Annotated in this window: 26 protein-coding genes, 1 pseudogene and 1 riboswitch; of the genes and pseudogenes, 5 read left to right on the plus strand and 22 right to left on the minus strand. The window is 45.5% G+C overall.

Annotated features, from left to right (window positions below; translation table 11 throughout):
• Positions 1-23: 23 nt before the first annotated feature.
• Together CDO73_RS26215 and CDO73_RS26220 are read right to left on the minus strand one after the other, a co-directional pair.
• Entirely contained in the window at positions 24-3,062 is a 3,039-nt protein-coding gene (locus tag CDO73_RS26215; RefSeq protein ID WP_179218839.1) for a type IV secretory system conjugative DNA transfer family protein, read from the minus strand.
• A gap of 846 nt (positions 3,063-3,908) precedes the next feature.
• A complete protein-coding gene (locus CDO73_RS26220) occupies positions 3,909-5,426 on the minus strand; it encodes a primase C-terminal domain-containing protein (protein WP_088491436.1) in 1,518 nt (505 codons plus the stop codon).
• Positions 5,427-5,964: 538 nt separating this feature from the next.
• On the opposite strand from CDO73_RS26220, the gene CDO73_RS26225 reads away from it, so the two are divergent.
• Together CDO73_RS26225 and CDO73_RS26230 are read left to right on the plus strand one after the other, a co-directional pair.
• On the plus strand, positions 5,965-7,068 hold the full coding sequence (locus CDO73_RS26225) for an Alp7A family actin-like protein (protein ID WP_088491437.1): 1,104 nt from the start codon (positions 5,965-5,967) through the stop codon (positions 7,066-7,068).
• Between the two features lie 4 nt (positions 7,069-7,072).
• Positions 7,073-7,402: a hypothetical protein gene (locus tag CDO73_RS26230; protein ID WP_088491438.1), complete on the plus strand. Its 330-nt coding sequence runs from the start codon at positions 7,073-7,075 to the stop codon at positions 7,400-7,402.
• A gap of 126 nt (positions 7,403-7,528) precedes the next feature.
• On the opposite strand, the gene CDO73_RS26235 is transcribed toward CDO73_RS26230, so the two are convergent.
• The 9 genes from CDO73_RS26235 to CDO73_RS26270 form a co-directional block, all read right to left on the minus strand.
• On the minus strand, positions 7,529-8,185 hold the full coding sequence (locus CDO73_RS26235; RefSeq protein WP_088491439.1) for a SprT-like domain-containing protein: 657 nt from the start codon (positions 8,183-8,185) through the stop codon (positions 7,529-7,531).
• A 544-nt stretch (positions 8,186-8,729) separates the two neighbouring features.
• Positions 8,730-8,879: a hypothetical protein gene (locus CDO73_RS26930; protein WP_179218840.1), complete on the minus strand. Its 150-nt coding sequence runs from the start codon at positions 8,877-8,879 to the stop codon at positions 8,730-8,732.
• A 728-nt stretch (positions 8,880-9,607) separates the two neighbouring features.
• A complete protein-coding gene (locus CDO73_RS26240; RefSeq protein WP_088491440.1) occupies positions 9,608-9,901 on the minus strand; it encodes a hypothetical protein in 294 nt (97 codons plus the stop codon).
• Positions 9,876-10,406, minus strand: coding sequence for a helix-turn-helix transcriptional regulator (locus tag CDO73_RS26245; RefSeq protein ID WP_088491441.1), 531 nt, complete (start codon positions 10,404-10,406; stop codon positions 9,876-9,878). The genes CDO73_RS26240 and CDO73_RS26245 overlap by 26 nt, the downstream gene beginning before the upstream one ends.
• Before the next feature lie 381 nt (positions 10,407-10,787).
• Complete coding sequence (locus CDO73_RS26250) at positions 10,788-10,967, minus strand: hypothetical protein (protein WP_087801757.1); 180 nt, start codon at positions 10,965-10,967, stop codon at positions 10,788-10,790.
• A 25-nt stretch (positions 10,968-10,992) separates the two neighbouring features.
• Positions 10,993-11,478, minus strand: coding sequence for a hypothetical protein (locus CDO73_RS26255; RefSeq protein ID WP_087801759.1), 486 nt, complete (start codon positions 11,476-11,478; stop codon positions 10,993-10,995).
• A 54-nt stretch (positions 11,479-11,532) separates the two neighbouring features.
• Complete coding sequence (locus CDO73_RS26260; protein WP_088491442.1) at positions 11,533-11,940, minus strand: hypothetical protein; 408 nt, start codon at positions 11,938-11,940, stop codon at positions 11,533-11,535.
• An 82-nt stretch (positions 11,941-12,022) separates the two neighbouring features.
• Entirely contained in the window at positions 12,023-12,196 is a 174-nt protein-coding gene (locus tag CDO73_RS26265) for an aspartyl-phosphate phosphatase Spo0E family protein (RefSeq protein WP_143536032.1), read from the minus strand.
• Positions 12,197-12,253: 57 nt separating this feature from the next.
• Entirely contained in the window at positions 12,254-12,589 is a 336-nt protein-coding gene (locus tag CDO73_RS26270) for a hypothetical protein (RefSeq protein ID WP_256972859.1), read from the minus strand.
• A gap of 1,750 nt (positions 12,590-14,339) precedes the next feature.
• Between CDO73_RS26270 and CDO73_RS26285 the strand changes: the two genes are divergently transcribed.
• On the plus strand, positions 14,340-14,681 hold the full coding sequence (locus CDO73_RS26285; protein WP_087801769.1) for a helix-turn-helix domain-containing protein: 342 nt from the start codon (positions 14,340-14,342) through the stop codon (positions 14,679-14,681).
• Positions 14,682-14,768: 87 nt separating this feature from the next.
• Here CDO73_RS26285 and CDO73_RS26290 read toward each other — a convergent pair whose 3' ends face one another.
• The 6 genes from CDO73_RS26290 to CDO73_RS26315 form a co-directional block, all read right to left on the minus strand.
• Complete coding sequence (locus tag CDO73_RS26290; RefSeq protein WP_087801771.1) at positions 14,769-14,966, minus strand: hypothetical protein; 198 nt, start codon at positions 14,964-14,966, stop codon at positions 14,769-14,771.
• A 546-nt stretch (positions 14,967-15,512) separates the two neighbouring features.
• Positions 15,513-16,355, minus strand: a complete 843-nt coding sequence (locus CDO73_RS26295; protein WP_088491445.1) for an ArdC family protein — start codon at positions 16,353-16,355, stop codon at positions 15,513-15,515.
• A gap of 127 nt (positions 16,356-16,482) precedes the next feature.
• A complete protein-coding gene (locus CDO73_RS26300) occupies positions 16,483-16,983 on the minus strand; it encodes a hypothetical protein (RefSeq protein ID WP_087801696.1) in 501 nt (166 codons plus the stop codon).
• Positions 16,976-17,512 (minus strand): hypothetical protein, encoded by a 537-nt coding sequence (locus CDO73_RS26305; protein WP_088491446.1) that lies wholly within the window; start codon positions 17,510-17,512, stop codon positions 16,976-16,978. Before CDO73_RS26305 ends, CDO73_RS26300 begins: the two co-directional genes overlap by 8 nt.
• Positions 17,513-18,292: 780 nt before the next feature.
• Positions 18,293-18,559, minus strand: coding sequence for a hypothetical protein (locus CDO73_RS26310; protein ID WP_088491447.1), 267 nt, complete (start codon positions 18,557-18,559; stop codon positions 18,293-18,295).
• A gap of 45 nt (positions 18,560-18,604) precedes the next feature.
• The gene (locus tag CDO73_RS26315) at positions 18,605-19,258 is read right to left on the minus strand and encodes a recombinase family protein (RefSeq protein WP_373447183.1); all 654 of its coding nucleotides are present in this window, start codon (positions 19,256-19,258) and stop codon (positions 18,605-18,607) included.
• A gap of 923 nt (positions 19,259-20,181) precedes the next feature.
• Here CDO73_RS26315 and CDO73_RS26320 point away from each other — a divergent pair.
• Positions 20,182-21,648, plus strand: a complete 1,467-nt coding sequence (locus CDO73_RS26320) for a UDP-N-acetylmuramoyl-L-alanyl-D-glutamate--2,6-diaminopimelate ligase (RefSeq protein ID WP_087801706.1) — start codon at positions 20,182-20,184, stop codon at positions 21,646-21,648.
• Between the two features lie 188 nt (positions 21,649-21,836).
• Here CDO73_RS26320 and CDO73_RS26325 read toward each other — a convergent pair whose 3' ends face one another.
• The 3 genes from CDO73_RS26325 to CDO73_RS26335 form a co-directional block, all read right to left on the minus strand.
• Positions 21,837-22,397, minus strand: a complete 561-nt coding sequence (locus CDO73_RS26325) for a YdhK family protein (RefSeq protein WP_087071494.1) — start codon at positions 22,395-22,397, stop codon at positions 21,837-21,839.
• 87 nt (positions 22,398-22,484) lie between these two features.
• On the minus strand, positions 22,485-23,558 hold the full coding sequence (locus CDO73_RS26330; protein WP_087801708.1) for a sensor histidine kinase: 1,074 nt from the start codon (positions 23,556-23,558) through the stop codon (positions 22,485-22,487).
• Positions 23,558-24,247 (minus strand): response regulator transcription factor, encoded by a 690-nt coding sequence (locus CDO73_RS26335; protein WP_087801710.1) that lies wholly within the window; start codon positions 24,245-24,247, stop codon positions 23,558-23,560. The genes CDO73_RS26330 and CDO73_RS26335 overlap by 1 nt, the downstream gene beginning before the upstream one ends.
• 127 nt (positions 24,248-24,374) lie before the next feature.
• On the opposite strand from CDO73_RS26335, the gene CDO73_RS26340 reads away from it, so the two are divergent.
• A complete protein-coding gene (locus CDO73_RS26340) occupies positions 24,375-24,704 on the plus strand; it encodes a four-helix bundle copper-binding protein (protein ID WP_087801712.1) in 330 nt (109 codons plus the stop codon).
• 128 nt (positions 24,705-24,832) lie between these two features.
• Here the strand turns inward: CDO73_RS26340 and CDO73_RS26345 are convergent, their stop codons facing one another.
• Positions 24,833-25,297: a C40 family peptidase gene (locus tag CDO73_RS26345; protein WP_087801714.1), complete on the minus strand. Its 465-nt coding sequence runs from the start codon at positions 25,295-25,297 to the stop codon at positions 24,833-24,835.
• A 2-nt stretch (positions 25,298-25,299) separates the two neighbouring features.
• Positions 25,300-25,434: riboswitch (cyclic di-AMP (ydaO/yuaA leader) on the minus strand.
• Positions 25,435-25,753: 319 nt separating this feature from the next.
• A pseudogene (locus CDO73_RS26350) lies at positions 25,754-26,101 on the minus strand (hypothetical protein); the annotation flags it as partial.

The raw sequence follows: 26,101 nt of genomic DNA on the forward strand, positions 1-26,101 counted from the left end.
TTCGCTTCAAAGTGTCCCCTCCCTCAATCCATAAAATCTTCGATCGTTAAAGTGGTCTTCGGGGAAGGGTTCGATTTTATCTTGTCGGGTTCTTCCCTCGGGCTTGGCGCAGCCGCGGTGATCTGTACGGGTTCCTGCAGCTGCACTGCAGCGGCGGCCGGCATTTCCGGTTCCGGATCCACCGCGACGATCTCGGCCACTCCCTCCGGCTCTGCTGCAGCTGCGGCCGCGGCCGGCATTTCCGGTTCCGGATCCGCCGTGGCGATCTTGGCCACTTCCTCCGGCTGCTCTGCGGCCGCGGCCGGCATTTCCGGTTCCGGATCCACCGTGACGATCTTGGCCACTTCCTCCGGCTGCTCTGCGGCCGCGGCCGGCGCTTCCGGTTCCGGATCTGCCGCGGCGATCTCGGCCACTCCCTCCGGCTGCTCTGCAGCTGCATCCGGTGTTTCCGGTTCCGGATCTGCCGCGGCGATCTCGGCCACTCCCTCCGGCTGCTCTGCAGCTGCATCCGGTGTTTCCGGTTCCGGATCTGCCGCGGCGATCTCGGCCACTTCCTCCGGCTGCTCTGCAGCTGCATCCGGTGTTTCCGGATTGTCTTCCATAAACCCTTCAACGTCTTTACTTAGCGCGGCCATTGCTATTGCTATCTTGGCAGGATCTTCATTGTTTTCATCTGCAAAAGCTTCCTCCAAAAGCCTTGCTGTCTCGTCCGTTATTCCTTCCCACTCGCTATCGGCAGGTGCTTTAGATGGTTTTTCTTCTGCAAATGTATTGATGATTTCCTCCGCTTCTTGAAACTCCGCTTCTTTCGCAGCCGACTTCTCGGCCTGGATCAGATCTTCGATCTCTAAGGCGCGGTCTACCGTCTGCTTAATCATTTCCGGTATATCTCCGGTATATTGGGCGCGTTCCGGCGCGTTCATCTTCACTAGGAATGGCATCGTGGTTTCCCGCCCAATCGCCATTCGCATATAGGCGTAGTTGGGTTCGACGCGCTGAAAATCTTCAACCTTCAAATAATCGGCCTTCATTCCGTTGTAAATCGTCTCGGCATCTTCGGTATTGCCGACGCGATAAGCGATCAGCGTACCGAAATTTCGGAATATAGCGCTGGCAACCTGATCCGGTACTTGGCCTTCCAATCCTTGCATCCCCAGCACTAGCGGCACGTTATATTTCCGTGCTTCATCCGCAAAGGACTGAATAGCATCCGCCGATTGGTCCATAAAAGTCGGCGCTTCATCAACAATAATGGGATGTAGCGGCATCGGCTTTCCGGCTGCCAAAGCATCTTCCCGGCTCAACATGGCCAGCTGCGCGAACGTCAAACACATGGATCCTACAAAGCGCCGTTCGTCGATCGTCAATCCGGATAGATCGAAAATATGGTAATAGCCTTCATCCATCCCCTCACGCCAGCGGATCCCGTTTGTTTCAGCTCGTAGAATCCGGCCCAGCGTCCCGGAAAGCGTCAGCTTTCGCAGCTTATTCAGCGTCGAATTGATTTTTGGCTCCTTGATCCGTTCCTCAAGCCCGTCGTATTTGCTTAAAAACATTTTCAGCTGACGTTCTAGCGGATCATCATCGTTTAGCTTCCCCAGCACTTCGGCGCGGAAATCGTCGTCTTCCAGGACCATTCGCAAATTGTACAAGTTTGCCGATTTCACTTTCTGCAGGGCGATTCCGCCGTTCAGAAAATTATCATCGACGTTTGGCCCCCAGAAGTCCTTCCAAACGCGCTTACACACATCCGCGACGTTTTGCGCGATCTTATCGGGACTCGAAGCGAAATCAACATCGTAGACGTTAAACGGCATTTCGCCGTCTTTGAACCGTACATACCGAACCAAATGCTGCTTGTCCTTCGGAATCCGACTCGCTACATCCACGGCCAAGCTTCCGTGCGGATCAATCAACGTAAAGCCGGTTTTATTTTCCGCCGTACGTCCGCCAATGATCTGTTCCAGCAAGTTATAGATAAAAGTCGATTTCCCCATCATGGTTCCGCCCCAAATCGCCATATGCCGGGACCAGCCAGTCGTATCAAAAAACACTTCGTTACTCTTGCCGTGGTATTCGTGCATCCCGATCGGCACGCATGTTCCATCTTTACGGCCTTGCAGCTGCTTCACTTCCAGCGGAAGCGGCGTCCGCCGCATTTTCATTCGCTGCAACTTATTGCAGACGACCTTTCCGCTTGGCAAGCGCATTATCATCGCCAACTCGTCCGCCGCTAACACCACCCGTTTTTTCGGTAGCTGCCACGGATAAATTCGCCGCTTGAACTCAAATCGGAACAGCGGACGGATAATCTGCCACCATTCACGAGCATAAATCCGGTTTAGCTCGCCCGACGAAAATTGACCGAAAGAATGGCGCGCGCTCGCTATCAACCGCCGGGCATCTTCCCTTGAATCAGCAGCCGCTATTATTTTCATAGACACACGAGCAAGCAACCTAGATTTTTTCCCCTGAATGGCTGATTTATAAAGCTCATTTTCGGTCAACATACTTTCATCGTCGTCTTCCTCGCTATGTAACTGTTTGAACGCTTTTCCGAAAAGACGATCCGTACGATACTGAGGCTTGACCAAAAATTGAATTTTCACACGCTCGCCTAAATTCAAATTTTCAAGCATTCCGATCAGCTCGGCTTGCGTGTCTACAACGTCGTTATGATAGATTTTGAGTGGCACGACGTAATGACGTTCAAGTAGCAATTTGCTTCCCGCGTGCCTGGCTTTAAAATCCCACGGGGCATCTTCTGAACGATAGATTTCCACCTCTGGATGCTCCCCATAATACTTCGTCTGGAACTCCTTCCCTAACTCTTCGGACGGCAACCAAACCTTGTACTTTATTGCATCAACATCTGCATCCAATTCCCAAGCCATCCACGGCTGCCAGAACCATCTTTTGTACCACGGACGCTGCAACATTCCAATCACGTTAGACCAGGCTGTCTCGTCCTTAAAGTAGTGGATACTCGCATCCTGTACCGTCTCGATTTCGTAACAAACACCTTTCGGGATCAGCGCAGGAATCACATGATACCGGCTCATAAACACACCTTCCTTTCTCCAGAAAATTCAATTCTTCACGCTCCGGCTGCCTAACGTATGACGCTCCAAAATTTCCAGTTCAATAAAGCCATATAAGCGCCAAAATTGAATATTAATATTCAAAACCACTTATTCATATTTCCTTTCTTCCTCGAACAAGACCTACCCCAAGCCTTCAATCTTTACCCCAGCCTTTACCCAATCCTTAGCCCTTTTCTTTCCCCAATCCTTCCCCATCCTTTCCCCAAATCCAGACCCTTCCTTCCTCTCCTACCTTCCATTTCCCTACCGATCTTCCCCAGCTCCTTCCTCTCTATCTCTTCTCTCTACTCTCTTATCTCTTATTACTTATCTCTCTACTCTCTCTCTCTCTACTCTCTCTTACTCTCTCTCTACTCTCTCTCCACTCCACCTACCCCCACCCTCTCTCTCTCCACTCACTCTCTCTCTACTCTCACTTCTTCTTTCTTTTTTTGTTTCCGTACGTTGTTCTATATCTTCCGTCCTCACACAAACAGTCACGGAATGGAACAAAGTGGAGTGCCGTGACTGTTTGTGTGAGGACGGCCGCGTAGCGGCAGGGTTTATGCTCTTCAAGAAGTGACAACAGAGAGAGTGTGAGTGGATTATACCCGGACAGGCTGGGTTCAGCGGAGTGGCCCTCTATTGTCAAAGCTTTGTCTGTAAGGAATTACCTAAAATGTACCATAGGATCAAGCAGGCTGCATGAGAATATAAGCCCGAAATTACGAACGGGCATGCGAACACAAACTGAGTCTACCCGACTGCAAAACTGGGAACACTGCACCAGTTCAGGGCGCAAAAGGATTACTATTAGTTAGCAGCTCAAGGAAAATCTGGGGATCTGGTCCGGGGCGAACTAAACCCAAGAGGGCGCCCACCCACCCCCCGTTCCAGGACATACAGAAAGCCTGTATTTGAATCTGGTACATTTTTTTCGGGCTTTGAAATTAGGATTTCGGATGCTTTATCCTGGCCATCTAACAGCGCTCCGGAAGCATTGGTGGATCGGCTGGATCGGCAACGTCTCTTTGCCTTCGGATCCTTTTTTTCTTTATGGCTTGAGCTGAAAATTTCGATATTGGAATCTGTGTTCAACCGAATTACGGTCTTTGCCCCTCTTCCTTTCCCAACAATTTCTACTGATATTTTTTCCAATTTCAGCAGCAGCTTGATTACTTCTTGGAAACTCGAAACTGACATGCCCCACGATGCCGCAAGGTCACGTTGTGGCCCGGAAATAGTATGATCCGGAAGCGCGCGTAAAGCATCTACAACGTCGGTAGCCCACTCGTGATAATGACTCGTTTTGCGTTCAGATCTGGCCTTTGCCGGTTCCCATTTTACGTACGTAAATTTCTCATCCGATAGATATTCAATCCACTTTTTCGTAGGACCAGCGGGCGCACTTTCGGCATATGCACTTTGCACTTTTTGACTGATAACAAAACTGTCTAACGGGTCTGAAATCCGATGATTCCAAGTATGTAAATGCTCCTCTGCTTCGGCTGCAGAATAACCACTAACCTTGAATGCCAGGGCTAATGTATAGGCCGTAGAATCGCGTTTACCAGGCTTTACAAAAGCCCCTGAAATGAGCTTTTTAAGGGCTTTTTGAGTCAGCAATCCAGTGAATTGAATAGTGCCGGAAAGCGGCTGAGAATGGCTCGTAGCAGCATCAAAATCGTTAATTGCATACCAGTCATTCAGTTCTTCAAAACTCACCGTCTGATCCGTCCGATAAATGACGTTGGCTGCCGTTGGCAGACGAAAGAATCTTCCTGCTCCGACAGCTTGCCGATCGCCCCCGATCGCCGTCGTCATAGCCCGCTGGAGCTTTTTATAGCGCATTATAGCGTTTGTATAGGCCCTACGAGGCTCATTCAGCACAAAATAGACATGATACCCCCCGGAAGGCGTCTGAACGACGAATGAAGGCTGTGGTAAGCCCGCAGCGTCAATCCGATCGAGCAGATCCGGTAAGATCAGGCCGGTATTTTCTCCGTTTTTCACATCAACGTCAAGAATAAAGGCATTCAGCCAACGCAATTGCGCTTCCTTGCGTTCGTCGCGTTGGAAGAAAGTATTTGGTGTGTAGTATGTATGGTGCTGCGCTAGGTTGGATAAGGTTTGATAGGTCAAGCAGGACTTAGCTTTAGCGAGGTTCTGGCCACAAAGAAAGACCCAGCCGCATTTGTCGTTAAAGACAAAAGAATCCTTTCCTTCGCGGCCTTTTCGAAACTTTCGACGCTTCGGCGCGGGCATTTCATTGAGTTGATCGCGGAATAAAAGCCTAAAAAGGCCATCATCAGGCGCAAGGGCCTGGGGGTTATTTGCAGACATGAAAAAAACTCCTTTTTTCCGCACCAACCTTGTTAAAAAGGCCATAGGAAATTAAGAGTTTTGCTTTACTTTTTTTTCGTATGTAGGGTATAATATACCTACAAATACGAAAAGCAGTAAAAGCGCCACTCTTGGGCGTTTATGAGGAAGGCTTCTCGCCAAAGATACACTTTCTCATAAATGTGGGGTTGGTGCTTTTTTTTGTTTTTTTATAAAATCAACTAGTTAGATTTGTCTGTAAGTCTGTGTATGTTTCTAATCTTGCCACCAAATCAGCTTTTTTGCAAGCGTTTTGATTCGCTCTTTAAGGGAAACCCTTTCCGATCTGGAAAATGGTTTCCCTTTTTTGGCTTCAATTAATACCGGTAAAATACCGGTAAATACTCTTTTCAAAAAGAAACGGAGCATGAATTTTCTCTTAAAATACCAGTAAAATACCGGTATAAAAACTTTACATACCGGTATTTTACCGGTATAATAAGTTATAGGATTAGAAACATACCGGTACATTACCGGTATATTCAAAGGAGGAAGGCAAATGGAAATTTTTTCGTTAGATTTGGGAAATAAACAAGTGAAATTGGTTTCTTCTAAAACCATTGGCGCATCAGGTAGTAAGGAAAAAACGAATCCGATCAAAGCTAAAATCCTTCCGGCGCATTTTCTTGATTACTCCGACCTGGGCGATCAGCGTACAGCCGTCGCCAGCGCGACCTTAGACATTAACAAATATAAATCCGGTAAGGATCCAGATTACGAGTATGCTTGGGGAACCGATTTACACCGGGTCCACGCAGAAGATAAATTCATCTCTACAATCGGATTTCAAAATCGCTATAGTCGCCGAGAATTTGCGGTATTGGCAGACATGGCCATAGGGCAGCTGGCCTTAGATTTCCCTGAATCCAAAACCGGTATCTTAGAAGTCATTGTTACAACTGGCGTTCCTACAGAAGACTTCAATGATACGTCGATCGACAGCATCACTAAAACCTTGTTAGGCGATCACAACGTCATAATCAATGACGAAAGCATGAACATTCGCGTTAAGGAAGTCATTGTGAATCCGCAGCCTGCCGGAACTGCATATAATGAAGTTTTAGATAACGAAGGCTATATTATTGACGATCAAGAATCTTTGCTGGAAGAACAGATCGCCGTGATTGATATTGGCGGCGGTACATTGTTGGTTGATACCTTGAAAAACATGAACTTGAGTGATCCTCACGCGCAAAAACCAACCGGCGCTCATGAACTCTATGATCGGATCGTTCGTTTGGTCGTAGAATCCGGAATCCGGGGGATTACTTCATATGAAGTCGAACAACTTCTTCGTCACTCTGATCCGCGCGAAGGATACTTTTATAAACCAAACAAAAACGAATCGTTCAGCATCACGGAACACGTCGAAAAAGCAATCTCGAAATATTCCCGCGATGTGATGAACACTGTATCTACAACACTTAAAGGAAGTACCAAGATTGATCATGTTTTATTCACCGGCGGAACATCGAACCTGCTGCAGCAAGCAGAAGCCAAACGAGAATATCCTTTTGCACGCTTTGTAAAAGATTCCGAGATCGCAAATGCGTTAGGATTCTACAAGGCAGCGCTTGCGACGGTGGCCAGCAGATCGGAGTGACGTTATGGCACGCCAATCCGACGAAAATATAGTGCGAGTTGATGTGACGCTGCATAAAGAAAAATATGGTGACGTTATTCAAGCGATGGAGGAATTCGGGAGCCAGGCCGGATTCCTCAAATTTGCAGCTCGCCAATATATAAAGGCTCAACAGGCAAAAGCAATCACGCCAACACCAGCAGCGGAATCTCCTACCGAAGAACCCATGTTGCAAAAAAAAGAACAAACCGCGCCTATAGCAGAAGTTACGCCCGTCCAAAAGGAAGAATCGCAAAAAAAGCGCCGATTACCACCTGGTTTTGGACAAGCACAAACAAGACATTTGGAAGAATAATGCTCGGCAACCTGCCCAAAGAAGCCTACCAGCTTTAAACTTGGTAGGCTTCTTTGTATGTATATCCATTTGTACGGAATGCTCAAGCATTTAGGCCGGCTCAAGCCGCCCTGGACAAAGGGACGGCTAGCTCTTCGATTTCTCCATACGCGTATTATGTTCGCCGCAAATAATGAATACATCGTCTTTGCTTGATCGCACAATTAGACTGCAGACTGGACAGATCCATTTATAGCTGTTCGACTTCTTTTCGGTTTCAGCAGCTCTTTCTTCGCCTTCTATAGATTCGTCGTTGCTTCCGCCGGTACGCGCAATAACAAAAGCATCCGGATCAATACGAAGCCGTCTGATCCGATCTTTCGTTCCTTCTTTCAAAATCGGAAAGGCCCATCCGTATTTAGGATTAGGCTGCAGGGATGGAAACAAAAAGCCCCTGCGCTCGCACTCCTCTTTAAAACGCTTATTATGATATGTTGCATTGCGGGAACAGTCTTGGATCCCGTTGACCGCATTATACAAATGTACCATTTCATGAAGCATACTTTCCATCACATCCATAAACTCGGCATTTAAATGCTCGGCCGCTATGTTTAGTTCATATCGTTTGATCGTTCTGTCTTTATCTTCCCAAATCTCTTTTGTTGAGCACCAGGACAACGCCTTACGCTTTCCGCTCGCTTGAATTGTAATGGCTGGCGTCGGCAGCTCCTTATTGAAAAACTCTTTATTAAGCCGTTTAAAAGCGTTATGTAGCTCGTCTGTGGCTGCTTGAATGTCAGACATGATAACTCTCCTGTCATAGCCGGATCTTTCCAAGTGGATCTCAACCGGCTTACGAATTGATCACTTTGTAGAACTTTATTCTATCCTTTGCCATGCTGATCCGCCAGCTGCCGATCGCCCTCAAGCTACCACAATTTTAAGCTGATATAATACAAGCAGTTGTAAAAATCGAGAAATTTGAAGATAACTTAAGCAAAATCGGGATCCTATTTGATACAAGCCTACATGTAATCAAGGTATGCCTATTTTTGATTTGATAAATCATATAAAGGGTGCTAAGATGAAAAAACGCAAATCAAAGTGTGCCTGAATGTGACTGAGAACATTGGCCGCTCAACAATTTGGGCAACAAATTGTAGTAAAACGTCTTAAAAAAGCAAAAAAAATCTTATCTCGACTCCTACATCGAGATAAGATCCAAGACACTGACGAAGAATCACAAACATGCGAGCGACTGCTGCCCGCAGCAATGTTGAAGCTTAGGGTCCTACCCCTAAACTTTCAAAACAAATGGACACTTTCTGTTGTAGCATCCTTCGGGATGCTATTTTTTTTTGAACACCCACTGGGTTGCTTTCTTGATTTTTTTTACTGCAGCATGCCCCAGATCCACGACATCTTTTCTTTTCGACCAGGTATTCAACAAAAAATTCCCTACATGTAATGTGACAATGATCCAATCTTGAATTTGCATTCGATGACCTCTTTTCCAGAGGGCAGACCAGTCACTACATATAGGATTATCTACGTCAGTGAAACTCATTCTATAACCAGATATGGGGTTTGTCAAAGCACAAATGACAATAAAAATTTTTCCGGAATATGCGTATTTTAACGAAAAATCGAGTAAATCAACGTTTGTGTACAAAAATTCAGGACAAACTGTTTTAAACGAGAATTGACGCGAGCAAAACACTAATCAACTTTATATAAATCGCATAGCCACGCGGATTACCTTTTGATTTAAAGCGATCAACAGAAGATATTATGCAAAGAAGTGTAAACAAAATAACTGGAAATGGGTAAACGAAACTTCAAACTTTAATAGGGTTTGAAGTTGACCTTCGCTCCGTGGCCGCGTAAAGCGAGGAGCAGGAACGTACAGCCCCTTTGCGGCTCGCCGCTTAGGGGCTGTAGTTATCGCCCGCAGTAGCGTGAGCCTTATCTATTTTGAATTTTTCATGTAGTGATTTTTTTAATTATTCTTTTGTATTGGTCCTATTCTTCTGATTTTGCCTTTGATCTTCGCTTTTGACCTTCGCTCCGTGGCCGCGTTAAGCGAGGAGCAGGAACGTACAGCCCCTTTGCGGCTTGCCGCTTAGGGGCTGTAGTTATCGCCCGCAGTAGCGGACAGCGGCGCGTAGCGGGTCTTAGGCGGCGGCTCTTGCTTTATCGCCGCCTTAGAGCCGGTAGCGTGAGCCCTTATGCAGTTTGAATTATCAATATTTCATGGTCGGTTAAAATATATGGTTTATTTTCGGAATTGGTATAAATGTCAACCGACTGACCCGCCGCATCAAATAGCCCCAGGCGGCCTTCTGTGGTTCGCGCAACTTCGTACCCTTCCGGAACATAATACAAGGTTCCTTCATCGTCCCAACCTTTCATAACGGGCGTATCGTGGCCCCAGGGCTCAAGCCCGTGATGAACTCCTTCATCGTGAATCGAAGCACCTGCACTCACCGTAATTTTATAAATTTTCATGGTCGGCTTCATTAGCTTCACGCTCCTGTTTGTTCTTTTTGGCTCGCGCAGCTGCATAGACTTCAATCGCTTCCCGATCGAACCACGGGCTGCCGCCTCCCGGATCAGTCTTAACCGCTCGCGGAAATTGGCCGCGATACTTTTCTTTGCTGCTCGCTAAATGTTGTCGATAAACGGCTTGCCTTGTGATCCCTATGATCGCCGCGGCTTCTGTCGAATTGACCAGGCCGCCGTCTCGATTAGCGGACGGGCCAACTTGCACGATGCGTCCGGGCTCCAGATCTGAAAAGCGAACAATATAATCGCTATCCGGACGATGATAAACGCCGGTCTGATTATACAAATGCAAGACTTGTCCATCCGTTACACCGTCTGGAACCTCCGTAATTTGGATTGTCAAAGTTCCATCCTGTTTTTTATGCCAATTACGGCTCCATCCTGGGCTAGCTTTTGGATCTTGAATAGTCAAAATAACCGTGTTTTCTCCTGCTGTCTGCTTGAGTTTTACCGATCGCATGTTCAACCTCCAATTCCGGACATTGCAAATCTTCTGCCTGATCGTTTATGCGCTTCAAATTACCTATCTTTATTATATCAAAAACGTTTTACATGTAAACAAATATGTAAACAAAAAAATGACCGATTACAGCTTCTTTTGACCTTTCGCGGATCCGGGAGCATGGTTTTGCGACCGGATCCGCGCGGTTGCCTTTCTTCAGTAAAATAGGCTCAAGCCTATTTTTACCTTGCCTTTCGATTTTTTCAGATCCAAAAGACTTGGATGCAATAAAAAAAGCTCATTCAGTATAATTCCTGAACGAGCTTTCTAGTATACAAATTAAACTTGTTCACCTTCAAACTTACGAATTGTCGCCCCATCCTGCTCGGGTTTCGTGGCTTATGATTGGCCCTGATCGTCGGCCTGTTCTTCCCGCTGCTCGATCATCGCGTCAATGGATACGCCCAGCTGCTCGATCTTCTCTTTCGCTTTGTCCAGCTTGGCCATTCGTATATCCCGGTAAATGCTACGCAAGAATCGGTTCAAGCGCTCTGTTTCGGTCCGGTCTAGTTTTTCCATCTTCTAACGCTCCTTTAACGGCCAACTATTTTCGGCTCATAAAACGCATGGTCTTCTTGTTTGATTGGGTCATGTTAGACGCCAACCCGGTCAAGTAACCGTCCGTGATTCGCTCTGGATAAAATCCGGAACGGTCACGTAAAATGTTCTCGATGATCCAGGCTTTCCGCGTCCAATACTCATAAACGTTCCCAGTTTCGATTTTGCTTTCTTCTAAATCGCTTGGCCGGTCTTCTACCTTGTTGAATAAACGAAGATAGTTATAAACTTTGGTGCGCTCCTCCCGTACCAGCCGCAGTAAATGGATCAGATAGTGGCTATCTTTTGTTAAAAGCACTTGGGTACTTTGTTTTGCATCCTCAAGAGAAGAAACGCGCTCAAGCGGCGGTAGTTGCCTTCTGAATCCGTTTTGTTGGATCGAAGCAGCCGGGATCTCCATGTCACAAAAAGAGCAAAAATAATGTTCGGTCGCGGCTTCGAGCGGCGATCCGCAAAACGGACAAGTAGGCATATCCATTCTCCTTTCAGGATTAAGGGTTCCGCCGGCATTTTGCCGGCGGCGATTTTAAATCAGCTGGCCCGCATGACTGTCCAGACGGACTAAGACATAACGTTCAAACTCTGGAAGGTAATACAGCAGCATTTCGGAAGCTGTTCCCTTTGTCGAATGAAACAAGCGATTACTTTCAACTTGCGTAAAATAGGCCCAGCCGCTCGGATCCGGTTCATAAGGAACCAAGTCGCGCATATAGTAATGCTCCTCTTTCACGCCGTATCGCTTCAAATCGGCGCAAAGCTGGACCCAGGCTAAAAACGTTAGCTCCGGAATCACTGCGTTGACATGCCGGATAATTTCAACGTCTTGCACTTCATCATCAAATTGCCGGTACTCGATAACCGGAAAGGACAGTTCTTTCGATCTTGTATGTTCGACATCCGGCAGGATCCGGATGATCTCCTTAATAGCGTGCATCGCTTCTCCCTCTTTTCTCCGCATTTTATGGTAAAATAGAGGGGCGAGGGACCCGGAAAGTAACTCGCCCTGAGTCGATTGCTTATGCAGTCGGCTCTTTTCCTTTTACCAGCGCTTCATAGCTGTTCAAAATATCATCCAGCCGTTGCGACTGCTGGATCGTCCGATTATCTCGGAATCCGTATGCCGCGGCCATCCCGTACAGTTGCACTCGTTCCTGTTCGATTGCATCTTCCAGTCTTCGGATCTCCTCCATATCCATTCCTCCTATCAAGTTCATTTTATTCCATAAATTCGGTTGCCGACTATCTTTTTATCGGATGAAAAAGCAATTCGGCGTGAACGTATCGCCCTGGTGCTTCACATCGGTCATCGTCTCGATGATCTCACCAGGAACCAGAAGCCACTTTAGAACCTGCTGCACGCCGCGCGGCCCTTCCCCGCCATAAAACCAAGCGAACCCGTCAAACTGAAATTGCTCGGTTTCCGTCCGGATCGTCAAGCGATACCAGCGTTCTTGCGTAAAGCTTCCCCGGATCGTCACGATCTCCCCGGTTTTGAGTCGTCCTTTATCAATCAGCCGCTTCACACATTTCAGCGCCCGGCTTGTTCCGCCGTGGCGGTAATACCGGTAGGTCATTTTTTTCATGGTTTTTCTCCTTTCAAGGGCTGCGCCGGGTGATTTCCCCGGCGCTCGATTTTTCGGATTCGCATTTGTCAGGATCCGCTAGTCAGTGACGCGAGCAGCTGGCGGTATTCTTCGTTGTTCTGCAGCGTGATTTCTACCGGTCGGCCGTCCCGAATGACCTGCGCCTTTTTAAACTGCCCTTCAACGATCGTAAATGATGCAAACGCGGTTCTCGTCATTTCGATTCCCCGCTTTCCTGGTGCTTCTTTGCTGCACGTTTGAAGCTAAATCTAACGACACTCAATACCGTGCTTGCCAGGACAATAATGCTTAAAATCATCGCTTGAGTTTCCATGTTTACCCTCCCTGGTTGATGTGATAGAATGGAAGGGTAAAGGTCAGGAATGACCCTTACCCTGCCGTTGGCTAGGCGGCTAGGAATTATCTTCGCCTATTTCGTTTTTGGGGCTTCGACCGTTTGCCGCGGTCGGAGCCTTTTGCTTTGCTTGGTTTTGTTTTTGACTTCGCAGTTCGCCACTCGAAGAACGCTTTTGCGACTCCTAAAAGCTGAACCCCGATTTGTAAGCACCCTGCGATTATCGCCAGCGTAATCACGATTTCCGATTGCATCCTATTCACCTCCTTTCCCGACATTTTCGGTTCGCATCACCTCCTTTCAATTTGTAGGATTTTCGATCTTGCCTTTTCCGCTTTCGGAACCGGTGAGCCGGCCCGAGCGGCCTGAGCGGAATCTTTAATTCTTTGGATGGATCCGGAAGCGATCCGTGGTGTCGTGCTGTCTTCGTATGAAATTTTCAAAGGACAGGTCTTTCGTATACCGTTTCGCCGTAGTCTCCACAACACAAGGGTTCTGAATATGCAAGGGCAGCCGTAGGCCGACAATCTTTTTTGCCTGCCTTTTCTCTTCAATCAAAGGCAAAAAAGATTGCTCGCCTTGCAGATTCAGGTTCCTTGTGTTCGACTACTATTAGCGAAACGGTGCGAAAGACCTGGCCGAAAATTTCAGGAGAAGGCAGCCGCACGGATGATGCGCGCGGATCCAGACAAAATAGAAAGAGAACCGGCGTGCCGGTTCTCCTCTTCTGGTTCTTTTGCTTTTGCTTTTGACCTTCGATTTTGATCTTGCTTTTGATCTTCGCTTTTGACCTTCGCTCCGTGGCCGCGTTAAGCGAGGAGCAGGAACGTACGGCCCCTTTGCGGCTTCGCCGCTTAGGGGCCGTAGTTATCGCCCGCAGTAGCGGACAGCGGCGCGTAGCGGGTCTTAGGCGGCGGCTCTTGCTTTATCGCCGCCTTAGAGCCGGTAGCGTGAGCCCTACCCGATCTATGGATTACTGTCTTTAAGTTTTGGATTTGAATATTTCCGGTCTGGACTTTAGGATTGATGATTCCTTTTATCTCGCCAGCTCAAGATGGGCAGCTCAAGCTTTTAGATCGGCTGCTGCAAAATGCTGATCTGCACCTAAGAACCGAACTTACCTGAACAATCAAATAAAGCTCCGTTAGCGTTAGGCTGAACGAAGCTTTACTGCGATGGACCCGGAAATCCCGCTTATATTGAACGCGCTGCGATCCCACGCTTCTATTTCCGAATAGGCAACGGGAAAAGCTGGAAAAGCGGCGTTTCAATATATTTACAATTATACACGATGGAACTTTTAAGGACAATATAGTGAACGTTTTGTATCTTTTAGTCAGCACAAATATTCTTCGCTTTTGTCTACACTCTTATAAAGAGGAGTAGATCATACCTATGGAACTTTCCACTGCCGAACAAATCGGTACGCTGATTCGGAATCTCCGAAAAGCTCAAGGATTAACGCAGCAAGACATAGCCCAGCGGATCGGTACATCCTACTCTTATATTGGGCGCTTAGAACGCGGCGAAAATAACGTCACGATCGAAACATTAGAAAAAGTTGCGATTGCGCTGGATATGAACTTCTTTGAAATGCTGTCCTACGCCGGACAAAAAGAGGACGATCTGATGCACGGAATTTTAGGCTTACTGCGAACTCAAGATCAGCAAACGAAAGAAAAAATCTTCATTATCATTCAGAGCATTCTCGAAATGAACCAAAAATCCAAACTGTAAAGACTGCCTGATAAGCGCGTGAAAGCGAACTTTAAGGCGGGACGATCAGGCTGCACGAACCAATCCGTTATACGAAAAGAGCAGCGCCTACGGGCGCTGCTCTAATGCGTTTCGGGCTTCCTCGGGCGTGTCGAAATATCCGGAACAACGGTCAAACGGTACATAGCCGCCGTGACTCCATTCGGTGACGGCCTCGCGGCCGAGGTAAAAGCCGCGGCGCGAGCGCAACACGCGCACCTCTGTAACTTCTTGCACTTCTGGATACTCAATTCCGTCAACGATCATCCTTATCATCCTCTCTTTGGGTCTGGCTCCTGGGGCAAGCCCGAAGTGCCATGTTTGTTGGGTATGGAGTTGTCAAAGATCAAGCTTCCGATGGCGTATTCGCCGGATCCAACGGGAACATACGGAGCCTGGAAAATCAAGGGAAGCCGAAGGCCGACAATCTTTTTTGCCGCCCTTGCTTTTATATAATCAAAGGCAAAAAAGATTGCTCGCCTTGAATTTCCAGGCGGAGTATGTTTGGATACGATCAGCGAATACCTCGGAAGGTTGATCTGACAACGACAGGACCAACAAACAGCACGCAGGAGCGCGCCCCAGGAGCCAGACCTTAAATAAAGAAAATCGGCAGCGCCGATTTTGACCACGCTTTTGACCTTGCTTTTGATTTTCGCCTTCCAATAATCAGTAAAATAGGCTCAAGCCTATTTTTACCTTGCCTTTAGCGATTTTTTTCGCCAGGATCGGGGCCGCGGCTTTACGCTCTGGTCCATGCGGTCGCCTTTCATAAACCGGGAAGGCAGCGCGTCGGCTGCCCTCCCTCGTGCTTTATTCGTTCGCGTAGCTGATACCTTGGATATAGTCCGCGGCCTTCTGAGCCTGGGCCGCGGCCTGAATGATTAACCGCGGGTCTTCTTTTAGCCGGCGCATCCATGAATGAATATAAGACGCGCTTTGCGGAAGTATACTATTATCAATACCGCATACCCCGCAAAGCATCGCCGCGCCTATCTCGGCTACCAATTCCTCTTTGCTGTATGATTCGTCGCCAAACGCGGCGATGTTCTGCATGTCCGGCCGATTCAGCCGCGACGAATGGCCGGTCGAATGCACCATTTCATGGAACCGCGTTGCATAATAATCTTCCGCGGTGAAAAAGTCTTCCATTGGCGGCAAACTGATAAAGTCGTCGGCCGGTCGATAGAAAGCCCGGCCGGGAACATGAACCGTTCGCGGGCCGCTGGCGTATCCGGAAACGATGGCTTCCGCTTCTTCTATCGGCTGGTTGTCGAATTTAACACCCGCGGTCTTACGCTTCGGCTTGATGCCTTCGCATTGCATCCCCACGTTATAGACTTTATAAAAGCGCAGAATCGGGACCAATTTTTCCTCGCCGCTTTCTTCGTCCGTCTTCTTGTCCATTTTCCAAAAAATAACCCGGTAATAGTTTTTGATTTCGGCGGACTTTACGCGGCCACCTGCTTTTTTGATTTGGTTAAGCGTGGCGTATTCGCCGGGGTCAAGCAACAGCAAGTTCACGCCGCGATAGGCTTTTTGGGATTCCCAACTGATAATCCCATTAGCTACCCACGGTTGCCGCCACGGAATAACCCCGGCTTTCAACTTCTCGTAAATCGCGTCTGTAATCATTTGATAAATCACATTCGACATAACATTTTCCTCCCATTTCCTAAAAAGGTTGTGGTATAATGGGAGAACCAATGGGCCACAAACCCTTTAGTTCCCCCTCGGAACTAAAAACCCCGGACGTTAACCGTTACAGCGGTTAGCGTCTTTTTTACATACATTGCCCGGCTGCATAGCGGCAAAGCTCCTTATAAAAGCGTTCCTGCTGCCCTAACTGCATCCACGCTTTCAAAGCCTGGACGTTCTGCGGCATCGCTTCGTACTGCTCGATAGCGCGGCGGGTTTCACTTTCCATGCGCTTTGACAATTCGACGATTCGGACCCAATCGCCCTCATCCATTCGCCCGCTTTCGTTCTGCTTACCGGTATACTCGCATAAGGCGATTCTTTGCTTAATCTCCGTCAGCGCTTCGGCGCTCACCGTCTGATTAGGCGCGGCTTTCGCTTTTCGTTCTTCTTGCTTCAACCGCTCAATTTCCGTTTCTAAGGCCGCTTGAACCATCGTTTCGGGCGGCTGTGCGATACTCCGCATATCCTCGCAACCGTAGGCGCAAAGTGCGATAACCTCGATTCCGCATTCGGAAAAGTCTACGTGATTCAAAAACCGTTGTTCGCGTCCGCAATCCTCGCAGGTCCCAATCGTGTTATACATAGAACTCACTCTCCTTCTTTTTTTTCAAGAATCCCCATTTCCAAAAACCGCGCGTTTTGCCTTTAATCTCGATTTTCAAAACCTCGACTTCCGGGGCTTGGCTTCGTACATCGTCGCACCCGTAATGACAGATGCCCGGTTCACCTTCTCCGGTATCAATCATGTAAAATCGGTTTATATCCCGGTTCGCTTGCCCGCATTGCTTACAAGTGCCTACAAATGGGGAACGGTCAAACTCGGAATATAAATCGCTTGAGTGAAAATTAGCAATCAATTCTTCTACTTCCCAATCGTAGTTTCCACCCCTTTCATTTTCGATTTGTCGGTCATAAATCCAAGACTCTACTGCGCCCATAAGCAGTTCTTCGCGTCCCATCGGATGAAAACTAACGCAAAATTCCCCGCTTTCGATTTTCGCCTGAAAAGCATCCATAAACGCCATTGCCTGAGGAGTCAGCGGCCAAGAACGTTCTTTAAGCTGTTTCATCCAATGCCGAACATACGGTGCATGAATTGTACGCATAATCATCACTCGCTTTCCTAGTTTTTGTTTGCCTATCGAAACGCTCAAATTTTGATTTCGCCGCTCGCATCACCTCCTTTCCGGCTTGGCCCTTTCCGCTTTCGGAACCGGTGAGCCGGCCCGAGCGGCCTGAGCGGAATCTTTAATTCTTTGGATGGATCCGGAAGCGATCCGTGGTGTCGTGCTGTCTTCGTATGAAATTTTCAAAGGACAGGTCTTTCGTATACCGTTTCGCCGTAGTCTCCACAACACAAGGGTTCTGAATATGCAAGGGTAGCCGTAGGCCGACAATCTTTTTTGCCTGCCTTTTCTCTTCAATCAAAGGCAAAAAAGATTGCTCGCCTTGCAGATCCAGGTTCCTTGTGTTCGACTACTATTAGCGAAACGGTGCGAAAGACCTGGCCGAAAATTTCAGGAGAAGGCAGCCGCACGGATGATGCGCGCGGATCCAGACAAAATAAAAAGAGAACCGGCGTGCCGGTTCTCCTCTTCTGGTTCTTTTGCTTTTGATCTTTTCTTTTGATCTTCGCTCCGTGGCCGCGTTAAGCGAGGAGCAGGAACGTACGGCCCCTTTGCGGCTCTGCCGCTTAGGGGCCGTAGTTATCGCCCGCAGTAGCGGACAGCGGCGCGTAGCGGGTCTTAGGCGGCGGCTCTTGCTTTATCGCCGCCTTAGAGCCGGTAGCGTGAGCCCTACCCGATTTCCGGTTCTCGAATGGATTTATGAAATTGACCTTGAGTCTTTAAAAGCTTGAGCTTTTAAACGGGTTGAAATGGATCGGGCTGGTATCAATGTTCGGTAAAATAGCGCATCCCATCCTGGCGATCGGAAGCTTGCGTTTTTTCGGGGCGTTTGGAAAATTCAATCGAATCCAGCGCAGATCCATCCCATACAATGTAGCCCTGGGTTTGAAGCTCCTGCAGCCGGGCCATCAAGACTGCTTTATCTTTCCCGGTCGTACGCTCAAGGCGTGACCAGCTCAAGTTAAAGCTCTCTTCTTTTCGGGAAAAATTCTTTAAAACACGCAGCAATTTTTGTTCAGGTCCGTTCAGCATAGATTACTCCTTTGGCTCATTCGCAGAAGTCTCATTCTTTCGCTTCTATTGGAACTGAAGCTTCTCTTCCCACTTCTTCACTTTCTTATAAAACGTTGTCCGGGACATTCCCAGCGCTGTATAAGCGGCGGTCGCGGTCACTTCTCCTTTTTTCCAAGAATCATACATCCGGATAAACGCTTCTCCGATCTCTACGGCCGGTCGGCCAAACTTCACACCGTTGGCTTGAGCTACCGCAATACCTTCACGCTGCCGCTCCAAATTTTTATTCCGTTCAACGTCTGCAACATAAGCCAGTAGACTAAGCATGTGATCTTCCAGCAGCTTGCCGATCTTCCCCATACTTCGGAATTTCCGACTATCGAATAAATCCTGATTATCTAGACAAACAATATCTGCTAGGACCTCTTGCGTGATGTATTTCCATTCTCGTGTAATTCCGTCATAGTCCCGGCCCAAGCGATCCAAAGAGTCCAAATACAGCAAATCACCTTTCCGCAGCATATCCCGCATTGCCTGGTACCGCGGCCGTTCAAAATCTTTCCCGCTGGCTTTATCTTCAAAAATAAAACGTTCCGGAATCCCTAACTGCAAAAATTTCAAACGCTGCCGTTCCGGATTCTGCTCTTTGGTCGAAACGCGGCAATATCCTATAATCAAAGTCAGGCCCTCCCTTTTAGTGTTCGTAAAGTCCACCATACTTTAGTTTGCATCAATAAAGTAATTTTACCACATTTACGAATGGTTTTTAGGCATCTTTTCCGCTGTGCGTAAACCCATGCTTTTAAAGATAGTCTACATGTTAGCCGAACCTCGATCGTTCCGCATTCGACTGCCTTTCTTCATATAAAAAGGTTAGCTAAGTATAGCAGTGAGGCAAAGTGACCCGGATCCGGAAAATTATTTAAATTTGCTCTCCAAGTACTTAGCTAATTCTTGAATACATAATGCTTTTACTGAAGACGTTCTTCAACAGTTCTACATAAGTATTCGTTATCATTAGACTGGCTAAAAACATGAAAAAACGTAATTCTCCAATTTAAAACGTTGATCATTAAATTATTGTAATACCTTATATGCTTGTTTACCTTCCTTATAAAAGAAAGTGAGTTTTAGTAGCATATTATGCCTTTTTCTCTTAACCAGTGATTCTTTAAGGTATTAACATGATTTATTTTCAAAAATGCCAAGTATTCGAAAATGCTACTTATTGAAGAAGTACTGCCTTTCCCGCTAATTAGATTCTTATTTAAAAATTTATTGACTACAAAATCATAACCAATGAAGAAGCAATTTGAAATTTAAGAAGGAATGGAAGGGGCTGCGGGAACACGAAGGGTTGTAAATCAGGGATTATTCATAACGCTTTAATTTGATTAAACGATAGTAAGATTAAGATAAAGCTTTTTTTATCTTAGCGTCCTTTCTCTGTTCACATAAATTCGTGTAATTGTCATGGCGCTGGAAAAAGATTATTTTGAGGTAAACAGCTTTGTTTCAGTCCATGGTTAGATATAAAACAAGCCACTTACCTCGTTGGTAAGAGCAAAAACTTTATAACACTGTAAATCTAGATTCTCTAGTGTTAAACACATCATGGGTAAACAACGAGGAGGAAACTTATGAATTTGAGAGATGCCCTTAAAAATAATTTGATATGGGGTACGACTGCAGACGACGTACCGATACAGAAAATTCAGTTTCACTCAAATAAGGTAGCGCCTGGAGACTTGTTTGTAGCGATCCCAGGAAAAGAGGTGAATGGCCACGACTTCATGAAACAGGCTGTACAAGCAGGTGCGGTTGTTCTTGTTGGAGAGGCAGCTGATCCGAACATAGAACAAAGCATTCTTTATTATCAGGTTGCCAATGCCCGCCTAGCATTAGCTCAAATAGCTAGTTGCTATTACAGAGAACCTTCCAATCGACATACAATGATTGGAATCACGGGTACCAATGGAAAAACAACAACTGCCCACTTATTGTATGAGGTTTTAAAGACAGCCGAGATCTCTTGCTCGCTAATCGGATCGGTGTGTCAACGCATTAATGGGAACGAGTTCGATTCTGCACAAACTACACCGGATGCGCTTCAGTTGCACCAATGGCTCGACATGAGCCAGGATCAAGTCGTGATCATGGAGGTCTCCTCTCATGGCATTGATCAGGAACGTACCAGCGGCATAGATTTTGATTTTGCTATATTTACAAATTTAACGCATGATCATTTGGATTATCATGATTCATTAGAGCGTTACTTTGCAACAAAAGCCCGCTTATTTCAACAAATAAAAGGGCAGGGCGAAGCCGTTGTATTCAGTGGAAATTTTTGGGGAAGGAAATTAAGTGAACAGCTGCTAACCAGCCGTACCTCTGTTAAGACTTACGGTAATCGTTCCAATGATTTTATAAGAATCAGCCGAGTGGTTTCAGAATCACCTTTAGAATTTGAGATCTGTGAAGATCAGCATAATTTCTATAGGGTGAAACTGCCTCTATCAGGGTTATATAATGCTCACAATGCGCTTGCAGCTTGGACTACAGCACGACGCATGGGAGTGAATGCTAAATCTATTATACAAGCTTTCCGCACGTTTCCTGGCGTTCCCGGTCGATTTGAAGTCTATGCTCATCCTGCTGGGGCAGAATGTATTGTTGACTACGCTCATACTCCTGATGGCTTCAATCATTTTTTAAAAACCTTACAGACGCGCAAAATGGGCCGATTGATACATTTGTTTGGTTTTAGAGGAAATAGTGACCCCTCTAAGCGAGAAATCATGTTAAATATTACAACCGGAATTAGCGACATTGTTATATTAACGTTGGATGATACCAAAGGAGTCGATGCAACTGAGCTTATCGAAGAGATGAAATCGATGATAAAGCAGCGTTCTAACAGGTGCCTTTACTTCATTGCAGATCGGACCAAAGCAATTGAATGGGCCTGGGATCAAGCCCGGCAAGGAGACTGTATTGCGATTACGGGTAAAGGACATGAAAATTATGAAAATCAATTTGAGTTGCCTTGCCGCTCAGACCGCGAAACTTTAAATTATCTATTTCAACAATACTCGTCCAACGCTTGAATCTCCCAAAGCAAATTGATTAATCTATCTCCTTTCTTATCATTTTACTTTTTGAAAAGGATTAGGAGGAAAACTAATAACGTTTAAACTCTTAATTCCAATAAATTAAAAATACGCTAAGCCCTATATTCGTTAGGGCTTAGCGTATTTTTATTGGAAAAATGACACCTGAATTCTTTTCTATATTCTTAAGGAGCGGTTAGTTCATCCGCTGTTACCCATTTGTGATTTTTAACCGGATCTCCTCCTGTTGTTGGAACATAATCTACCATATAAATAGTAGTGGATTGAGCAAAATCAATGGTTGCTGTAGCACCCTTCATTCCAGGCATATGATCTGCTGCCAAAACTACAGTTTCCCCTTGCTTAAAAGGAGTATCCCCTGCATTCTCTAGATCCTCTTGAATAACCCACTTATGATTTTTCACGGGTTCTCCTCCGGTAGTTGGCGTATAGGATACTGCGTATACAGTGGTATCATAAGCTCCGACAATTGTAGCGGTCGCACCCTTCATTCCGGGCATATGATCGGCATTAATTACCGCTTGGCTTTCTAAACTAAATGTAGGATTAGCCGCTTCTTTAAGACCCTCTGGAAGTTCTTCTGAACCAGAATGCTCCATGTTTCCGTGTTCCATAGTCGCTTCAGTTCCCGTATCTGCTTGGTTATTATTTTCTGTACTGCTATTACTACAAGCGCTAAGCAGTACTATTAAAAAAATCCCAAGCCCTATTAATCCTTTTTTCATGTTAAAGACTCCCTTTCTATCTCTAATATAGACTTCCTTTCACCCTAGTATCTTGTTCATTTAGATTAAACGAAAAATGTGAAGAAGTTATGAAGATACCGGGAGTCGAATATAAATTTCTGCTCCCTGTTTACTTGTAGCCCATATCTCTCCATTATGAGCCACAACCAATTTTCTGCAGATTGCAAGCCCAATTCCACTACCGCCTGTTTTTCGATTCCTTGATCGATCTCCTCGATAAAATCGTTCAAAAATGTGAAGTAAATCTTGTTCAGAAATTCCAATTCCTGAATCCTGCACCTGTATCCTGACATTTTCTTTTTCCCTAAAAACTTCAATACATACTGAACCACCCGTGGGTGTGTAATGGAGCGCGTTACTTAAAACGTTGATCATCACCTGTAACATACGATCCCGATCCACATTGACCACAATTTGTTCGGCTGCTTTAAATTTTAAATTCACTTGTTTTTCAACAAATGCAGCGCCCATCACTTCCATACTTTTCACTATCACTTCATTTAATTTTTCTTTCTTTAAATTCAAGGAAAATTCGGGCGAATCCATTTCATTCAGTTTCTCCAAATCTGCCACCAATTTAATCAGTCGTTCTACTTCTTCGTAACAGGAATAGATTCGTTTAGGTGTTGGCTCCCATATGCCATCTTGGAAAGCTTGCATATGACTTTTCAACGTAGTTAAGGGCGTGCGAAGCTCATGAGCAATATCTTCCGACAAAGTAGAGCGTAGGCCTTCTTGTATTTGTAGCTGCGCCGCAAGATGATTTAAAGAAGAAGCCAAATCATTTAATTCATCGTCGGTATTTGTTTGAATCCGTATATCCCATGAGCCCCTTCGCATTAACTCGGCTGATTCTTTCATTTGAATAAGTGGCCGGGAAATCTGCTTAGCAATACGCAAGCCGAGAAAAATCGCTAAAAAAACAGAAATGATAAACGTCCATAATGTAGTTTGCAGTAACGCTTCCTCTAAATGATGATTTAACTTAATAATATTAGAGGGAATGGTTCCTGCTTGTTGGACATAAAGACTCATATGATAATGAATACTGATAAGTAAAGTTAACATTGTCAGTGTCAATAATAATATGCCCATGAAAACAAACAAAAAAACCAATTTCGTATATAAGGTTTTTTTCATTATAGATCCCCTTGAAATCGATAGCCTGCTCCATAAACAGTTTGAATCATATATGGATTTCTAGGGTCTTTTTCTATCTTAGAGCGAAGGTTTTTTACATGCTGATCAATCGTACGGGTACTCCCTTCAAAATCATAACCAAGTACTCGATCAACCAAGTCATCCCTTGTAAAGAGGCGATTGGGTTGCCGAGCGAGTAGCATAAGGATTTTAAATTCATTGGGCGTTAAATTAACGACTTGCCCTTCGCAAATCACTTTTTGTTGCACGGCATTAATAATCAGTCTTCCGTTATCATAAGTCACTTTGTCTGCTAAAATATGGTTTTCATTAGCACGCCGAAGAATCGCGCGCACACGGGCAACGACTTCTCTAGGATCAAAAGGTTTGATTAGGTAATCATCCGCACCTATCGATAAGCCACGGATTCGATGATTATCTGAAGCTTTAGCAGATAACATTAGTATCGGAAGAGAACTAAATGAACGAATAGTTTGACACACTTTTTCTCCGGCCATATCTGGAAGCATCAAATCCAAAACAATTAAATCGAAGGCTGTTTGACGAACTTTGCTTAAAGCCTCTTCTCCTGTAATAGCTTCTTCAATTCGAAAACCATCTTTGCTTAAATAACTCGACACTACATCTCGGATCTTATCTTCGTCGTCTACAACAAGTATATGTTTCATTCTATTAAGCCTCCTAATCGTCTACTAAAATTGTGAAGAAGATGTGAAGAATCTCATTTATCGCTTCGTTTCACAAGATTATAGACAGTTTAATCTTCACACGAATGAAAAAAAAGGAGGAATTGCGATGTCGAACGAACAACTTCAAAATTGTATTGAGGAATGCTTGAAATGCATGGTCATTTGTAATCAGTGCTACAAAGCTTGTCTTTCAGAAGGCCATGCAGGTCACATGAGTCGATGCATTCAACTTGATCGTGACTGTGCGGACATTTGTCAACTCGCTGCTTCCATGATGGCACGTGGTAGCGAGTATGCCAAACAAATTTGCGAACTGTGCGCTTCTATTTGCGAAGAATGCGGCAATGAGTGCAAAAAGCACGATATGGAGCATTGTCAAAAATGTGCCGAAGCCTGCTTTAAATGTGCTGAAATTTGCCGGCAGTTGTCTGCATAAGTGCTTTTTTTATAAAAAAGAGACCGTCCACTTAAGACGGTCTATTTCTTTTTATTAAAATAATGTCTAACAAATCAAATCTTTAAAAATTGCACGGAAATTCAAACTCTTATGATCTAATCTTTGTTTTATGATTTGACCATATGCTGATAAGTACTGGTGCTTGTTATTCTTCTTGCTGTTACATATTTATTTTTAAAATATCCTTGATTCATAGGACTAATTCTCACACCTTTACTGCTAGAAGAATGAGCAAATTCCCCATTTCCTACATAGATTCCGGCATGAGAAATACCTTTACCGAATGTATTAAAAAACACTAAATCTCCCGGACGCAAGTTCTCTCTGGAAACCGGAGTACCCACTTTCGCTTGGTCTCTAGACACACGTGGTAGGTTAATATTAAAATGGTCGATTACCGCAAGGATAAAACCTGAGCAATCCATACCGCTCTTAGTTGTGCCTCCCCATTTGTAAGGAACACCGATATATTCATTGATACTCTCGCTTAACGATTCACTTGCAGAGACTGCCGATGCAGAAAAAGAAGATAGTAAAATGGCTCCTGCTAAAACCAAAGAAATTTTTTTCAAAACAATATTCCCTCCAAAGCCTACGAGGTTAGCTGATTGGGTTCGGTTGGAGTTCCCTATAATTTCTGAAAAGACAGAAATTAATTCACCAGAATGGTTCCCCCGCTTCTAAAATAAGAATTCGGCGTTTTTAAAATAAACAACTTTGACAATCATACAATACACCAAGTAAATAGTAAAGAAAATGTAACCAAATTATAAGATATTCTTAAATCGAAATTCACTAAGAGCTTTTAGTGAAATAAAAAGGCATTATTTCTGTTTTTCTTCTATTCACTTCCTTCTTTATCGATCTTTCTCATTGTTTTGTTTAGAAAAATCTCAAAAAAAAGATTAAATAGAGAAAAAAATGTAACCTTTAAATCCTCTTCTTATTTAAGTTTATTCTCAAAATCGATCTTTTTACGTAGAGTAATTTAGCCTTCTTGGAAGACGCATCATGAGAATCAGGGCGTTTCAGAATGTAACCCTGCGCATAATGATCTTTTTTCGTTTCCGCGATGGTATGATCGTCGCTATTCGTAATTCGGACTTGAGGTGCTTGCCGATAATCGGATGCGTCCGCATTCCGAAGTTTAAGGTAACCGCTCCGCTGATCGAACGTACAAATTCATTCTGCCCGGCTTGTGGAATTTCGATCACGTTATAGCCTTGCTGCAAGTAAAGTGTCTCGTATTTCATGCTTTTAAGAATGGTCCAAACTATGCGCCGCAGCTGTCTTTCGTCTCGATCCCCGCCGCTGATCCATTCCAGGCCGTCCGGAGCGACCGGGAAAAGCCAGGCCCCCTGCAGGGCCGCCGCTTT

This window comes from Saccharibacillus sp. O23 (assembly GCF_002205895.1).
Lineage (GTDB): Bacteria > Bacillota > Bacilli > Paenibacillales > Paenibacillaceae > Saccharibacillus.

What these genes read in the sequence shown, in the direction of transcription:
- CDO73_RS26220 (WP_088491436.1), bottom strand. Translation starts at nt 5,426, where the DNA reads ATGTCTGCAAATAACCCCCAGGCCCTTGCGCCTGATGATGGCCTTTTT.
- CDO73_RS26215 (WP_179218839.1), bottom strand. Translation starts at nt 3,062, where the DNA reads ATGAGCCGGTATCATGTGATTCCTGCGCTGATCCCGAAAGGTGTTTGT.
- CDO73_RS26240 (WP_088491440.1), bottom strand. Translation starts at nt 9,901, where the DNA reads ATGAAGCCGACCATGAAAATTTATAAAATTACGGTGAGTGCAGGTGCT.
- CDO73_RS26245 (WP_088491441.1), bottom strand. Translation starts at nt 10,406, where the DNA reads ATGCGATCGGTAAAACTCAAGCAGACAGCAGGAGAAAACACGGTTATT.
- CDO73_RS26225 (WP_088491437.1), top strand. Translation starts at nt 5,965, where the DNA reads ATGGAAATTTTTTCGTTAGATTTGGGAAATAAACAAGTGAAATTGGTT.
- CDO73_RS26260 (WP_088491442.1), bottom strand. Translation starts at nt 11,940, where the DNA reads ATGCACGCTATTAAGGAGATCATCCGGATCCTGCCGGATGTCGAACAT.
- CDO73_RS26250 (WP_087801757.1), bottom strand. Translation starts at nt 10,967, where the DNA reads ATGGAAAAACTAGACCGGACCGAAACAGAGCGCTTGAACCGATTCTTG.
- CDO73_RS26290 (WP_087801771.1), bottom strand. Translation starts at nt 14,966, where the DNA reads ATGATCGTTGACGGAATTGAGTATCCAGAAGTGCAAGAAGTTACAGAG.
- CDO73_RS26305 (WP_088491446.1), bottom strand. Translation starts at nt 17,512, where the DNA reads ATGATTATGCGTACAATTCATGCACCGTATGTTCGGCATTGGATGAAA.
- CDO73_RS26320 (WP_087801706.1), top strand. Translation starts at nt 20,182, where the DNA reads ATGAATTTGAGAGATGCCCTTAAAAATAATTTGATATGGGGTACGACT.
- CDO73_RS26315 (WP_373447183.1), bottom strand. Translation starts at nt 19,258, where the DNA reads ATGGTGGACTTTACGAACACTAAAAGGGAGGGCCTGACTTTGATTATA.
- CDO73_RS26930 (WP_179218840.1), bottom strand. Translation starts at nt 8,879, where the DNA reads ATGCAAATTCAAGATTGGATCATTGTCACATTACATGTAGGGAATTTT.
- CDO73_RS26325 (WP_087071494.1), bottom strand. Translation starts at nt 22,397, where the DNA reads ATGAAAAAAGGATTAATAGGGCTTGGGATTTTTTTAATAGTACTGCTT.
- CDO73_RS26335 (WP_087801710.1), bottom strand. Translation starts at nt 24,247, where the DNA reads ATGAAACATATACTTGTTGTAGACGACGAAGATAAGATCCGAGATGTA.
- CDO73_RS26285 (WP_087801769.1), top strand. Translation starts at nt 14,340, where the DNA reads ATGGAACTTTCCACTGCCGAACAAATCGGTACGCTGATTCGGAATCTC.
- CDO73_RS26270 (WP_256972859.1), bottom strand. Translation starts at nt 12,589, where the DNA reads ATGAAAAAAATGACCTACCGGTATTACCGCCACGGCGGAACAAGCCGG.
- CDO73_RS26300 (WP_087801696.1), bottom strand. Translation starts at nt 16,983, where the DNA reads ATGTATAACACGATTGGGACCTGCGAGGATTGCGGACGCGAACAACGG.
- CDO73_RS26230 (WP_088491438.1), top strand. Translation starts at nt 7,073, where the DNA reads ATGGCACGCCAATCCGACGAAAATATAGTGCGAGTTGATGTGACGCTG.
- CDO73_RS26295 (WP_088491445.1), bottom strand. Translation starts at nt 16,355, where the DNA reads ATGTCGAATGTGATTTATCAAATGATTACAGACGCGATTTACGAGAAG.
- CDO73_RS26255 (WP_087801759.1), bottom strand. Translation starts at nt 11,478, where the DNA reads ATGCCTACTTGTCCGTTTTGCGGATCGCCGCTCGAAGCCGCGACCGAA.
- CDO73_RS26265 (WP_143536032.1), bottom strand. Translation starts at nt 12,196, where the DNA reads ATGGAGGAGATCCGAAGACTGGAAGATGCAATCGAACAGGAACGAGTG.
- CDO73_RS26340 (WP_087801712.1), top strand. Translation starts at nt 24,375, where the DNA reads ATGTCGAACGAACAACTTCAAAATTGTATTGAGGAATGCTTGAAATGC.
- CDO73_RS26235 (WP_088491439.1), bottom strand. Translation starts at nt 8,185, where the DNA reads ATGTCTGACATTCAAGCAGCCACAGACGAGCTACATAACGCTTTTAAA.
- CDO73_RS26310 (WP_088491447.1), bottom strand. Translation starts at nt 18,559, where the DNA reads ATGCTGAACGGACCTGAACAAAAATTGCTGCGTGTTTTAAAGAATTTT.
- CDO73_RS26330 (WP_087801708.1), bottom strand. Translation starts at nt 23,558, where the DNA reads ATGAAAAAAACCTTATATACGAAATTGGTTTTTTTGTTTGTTTTCATG.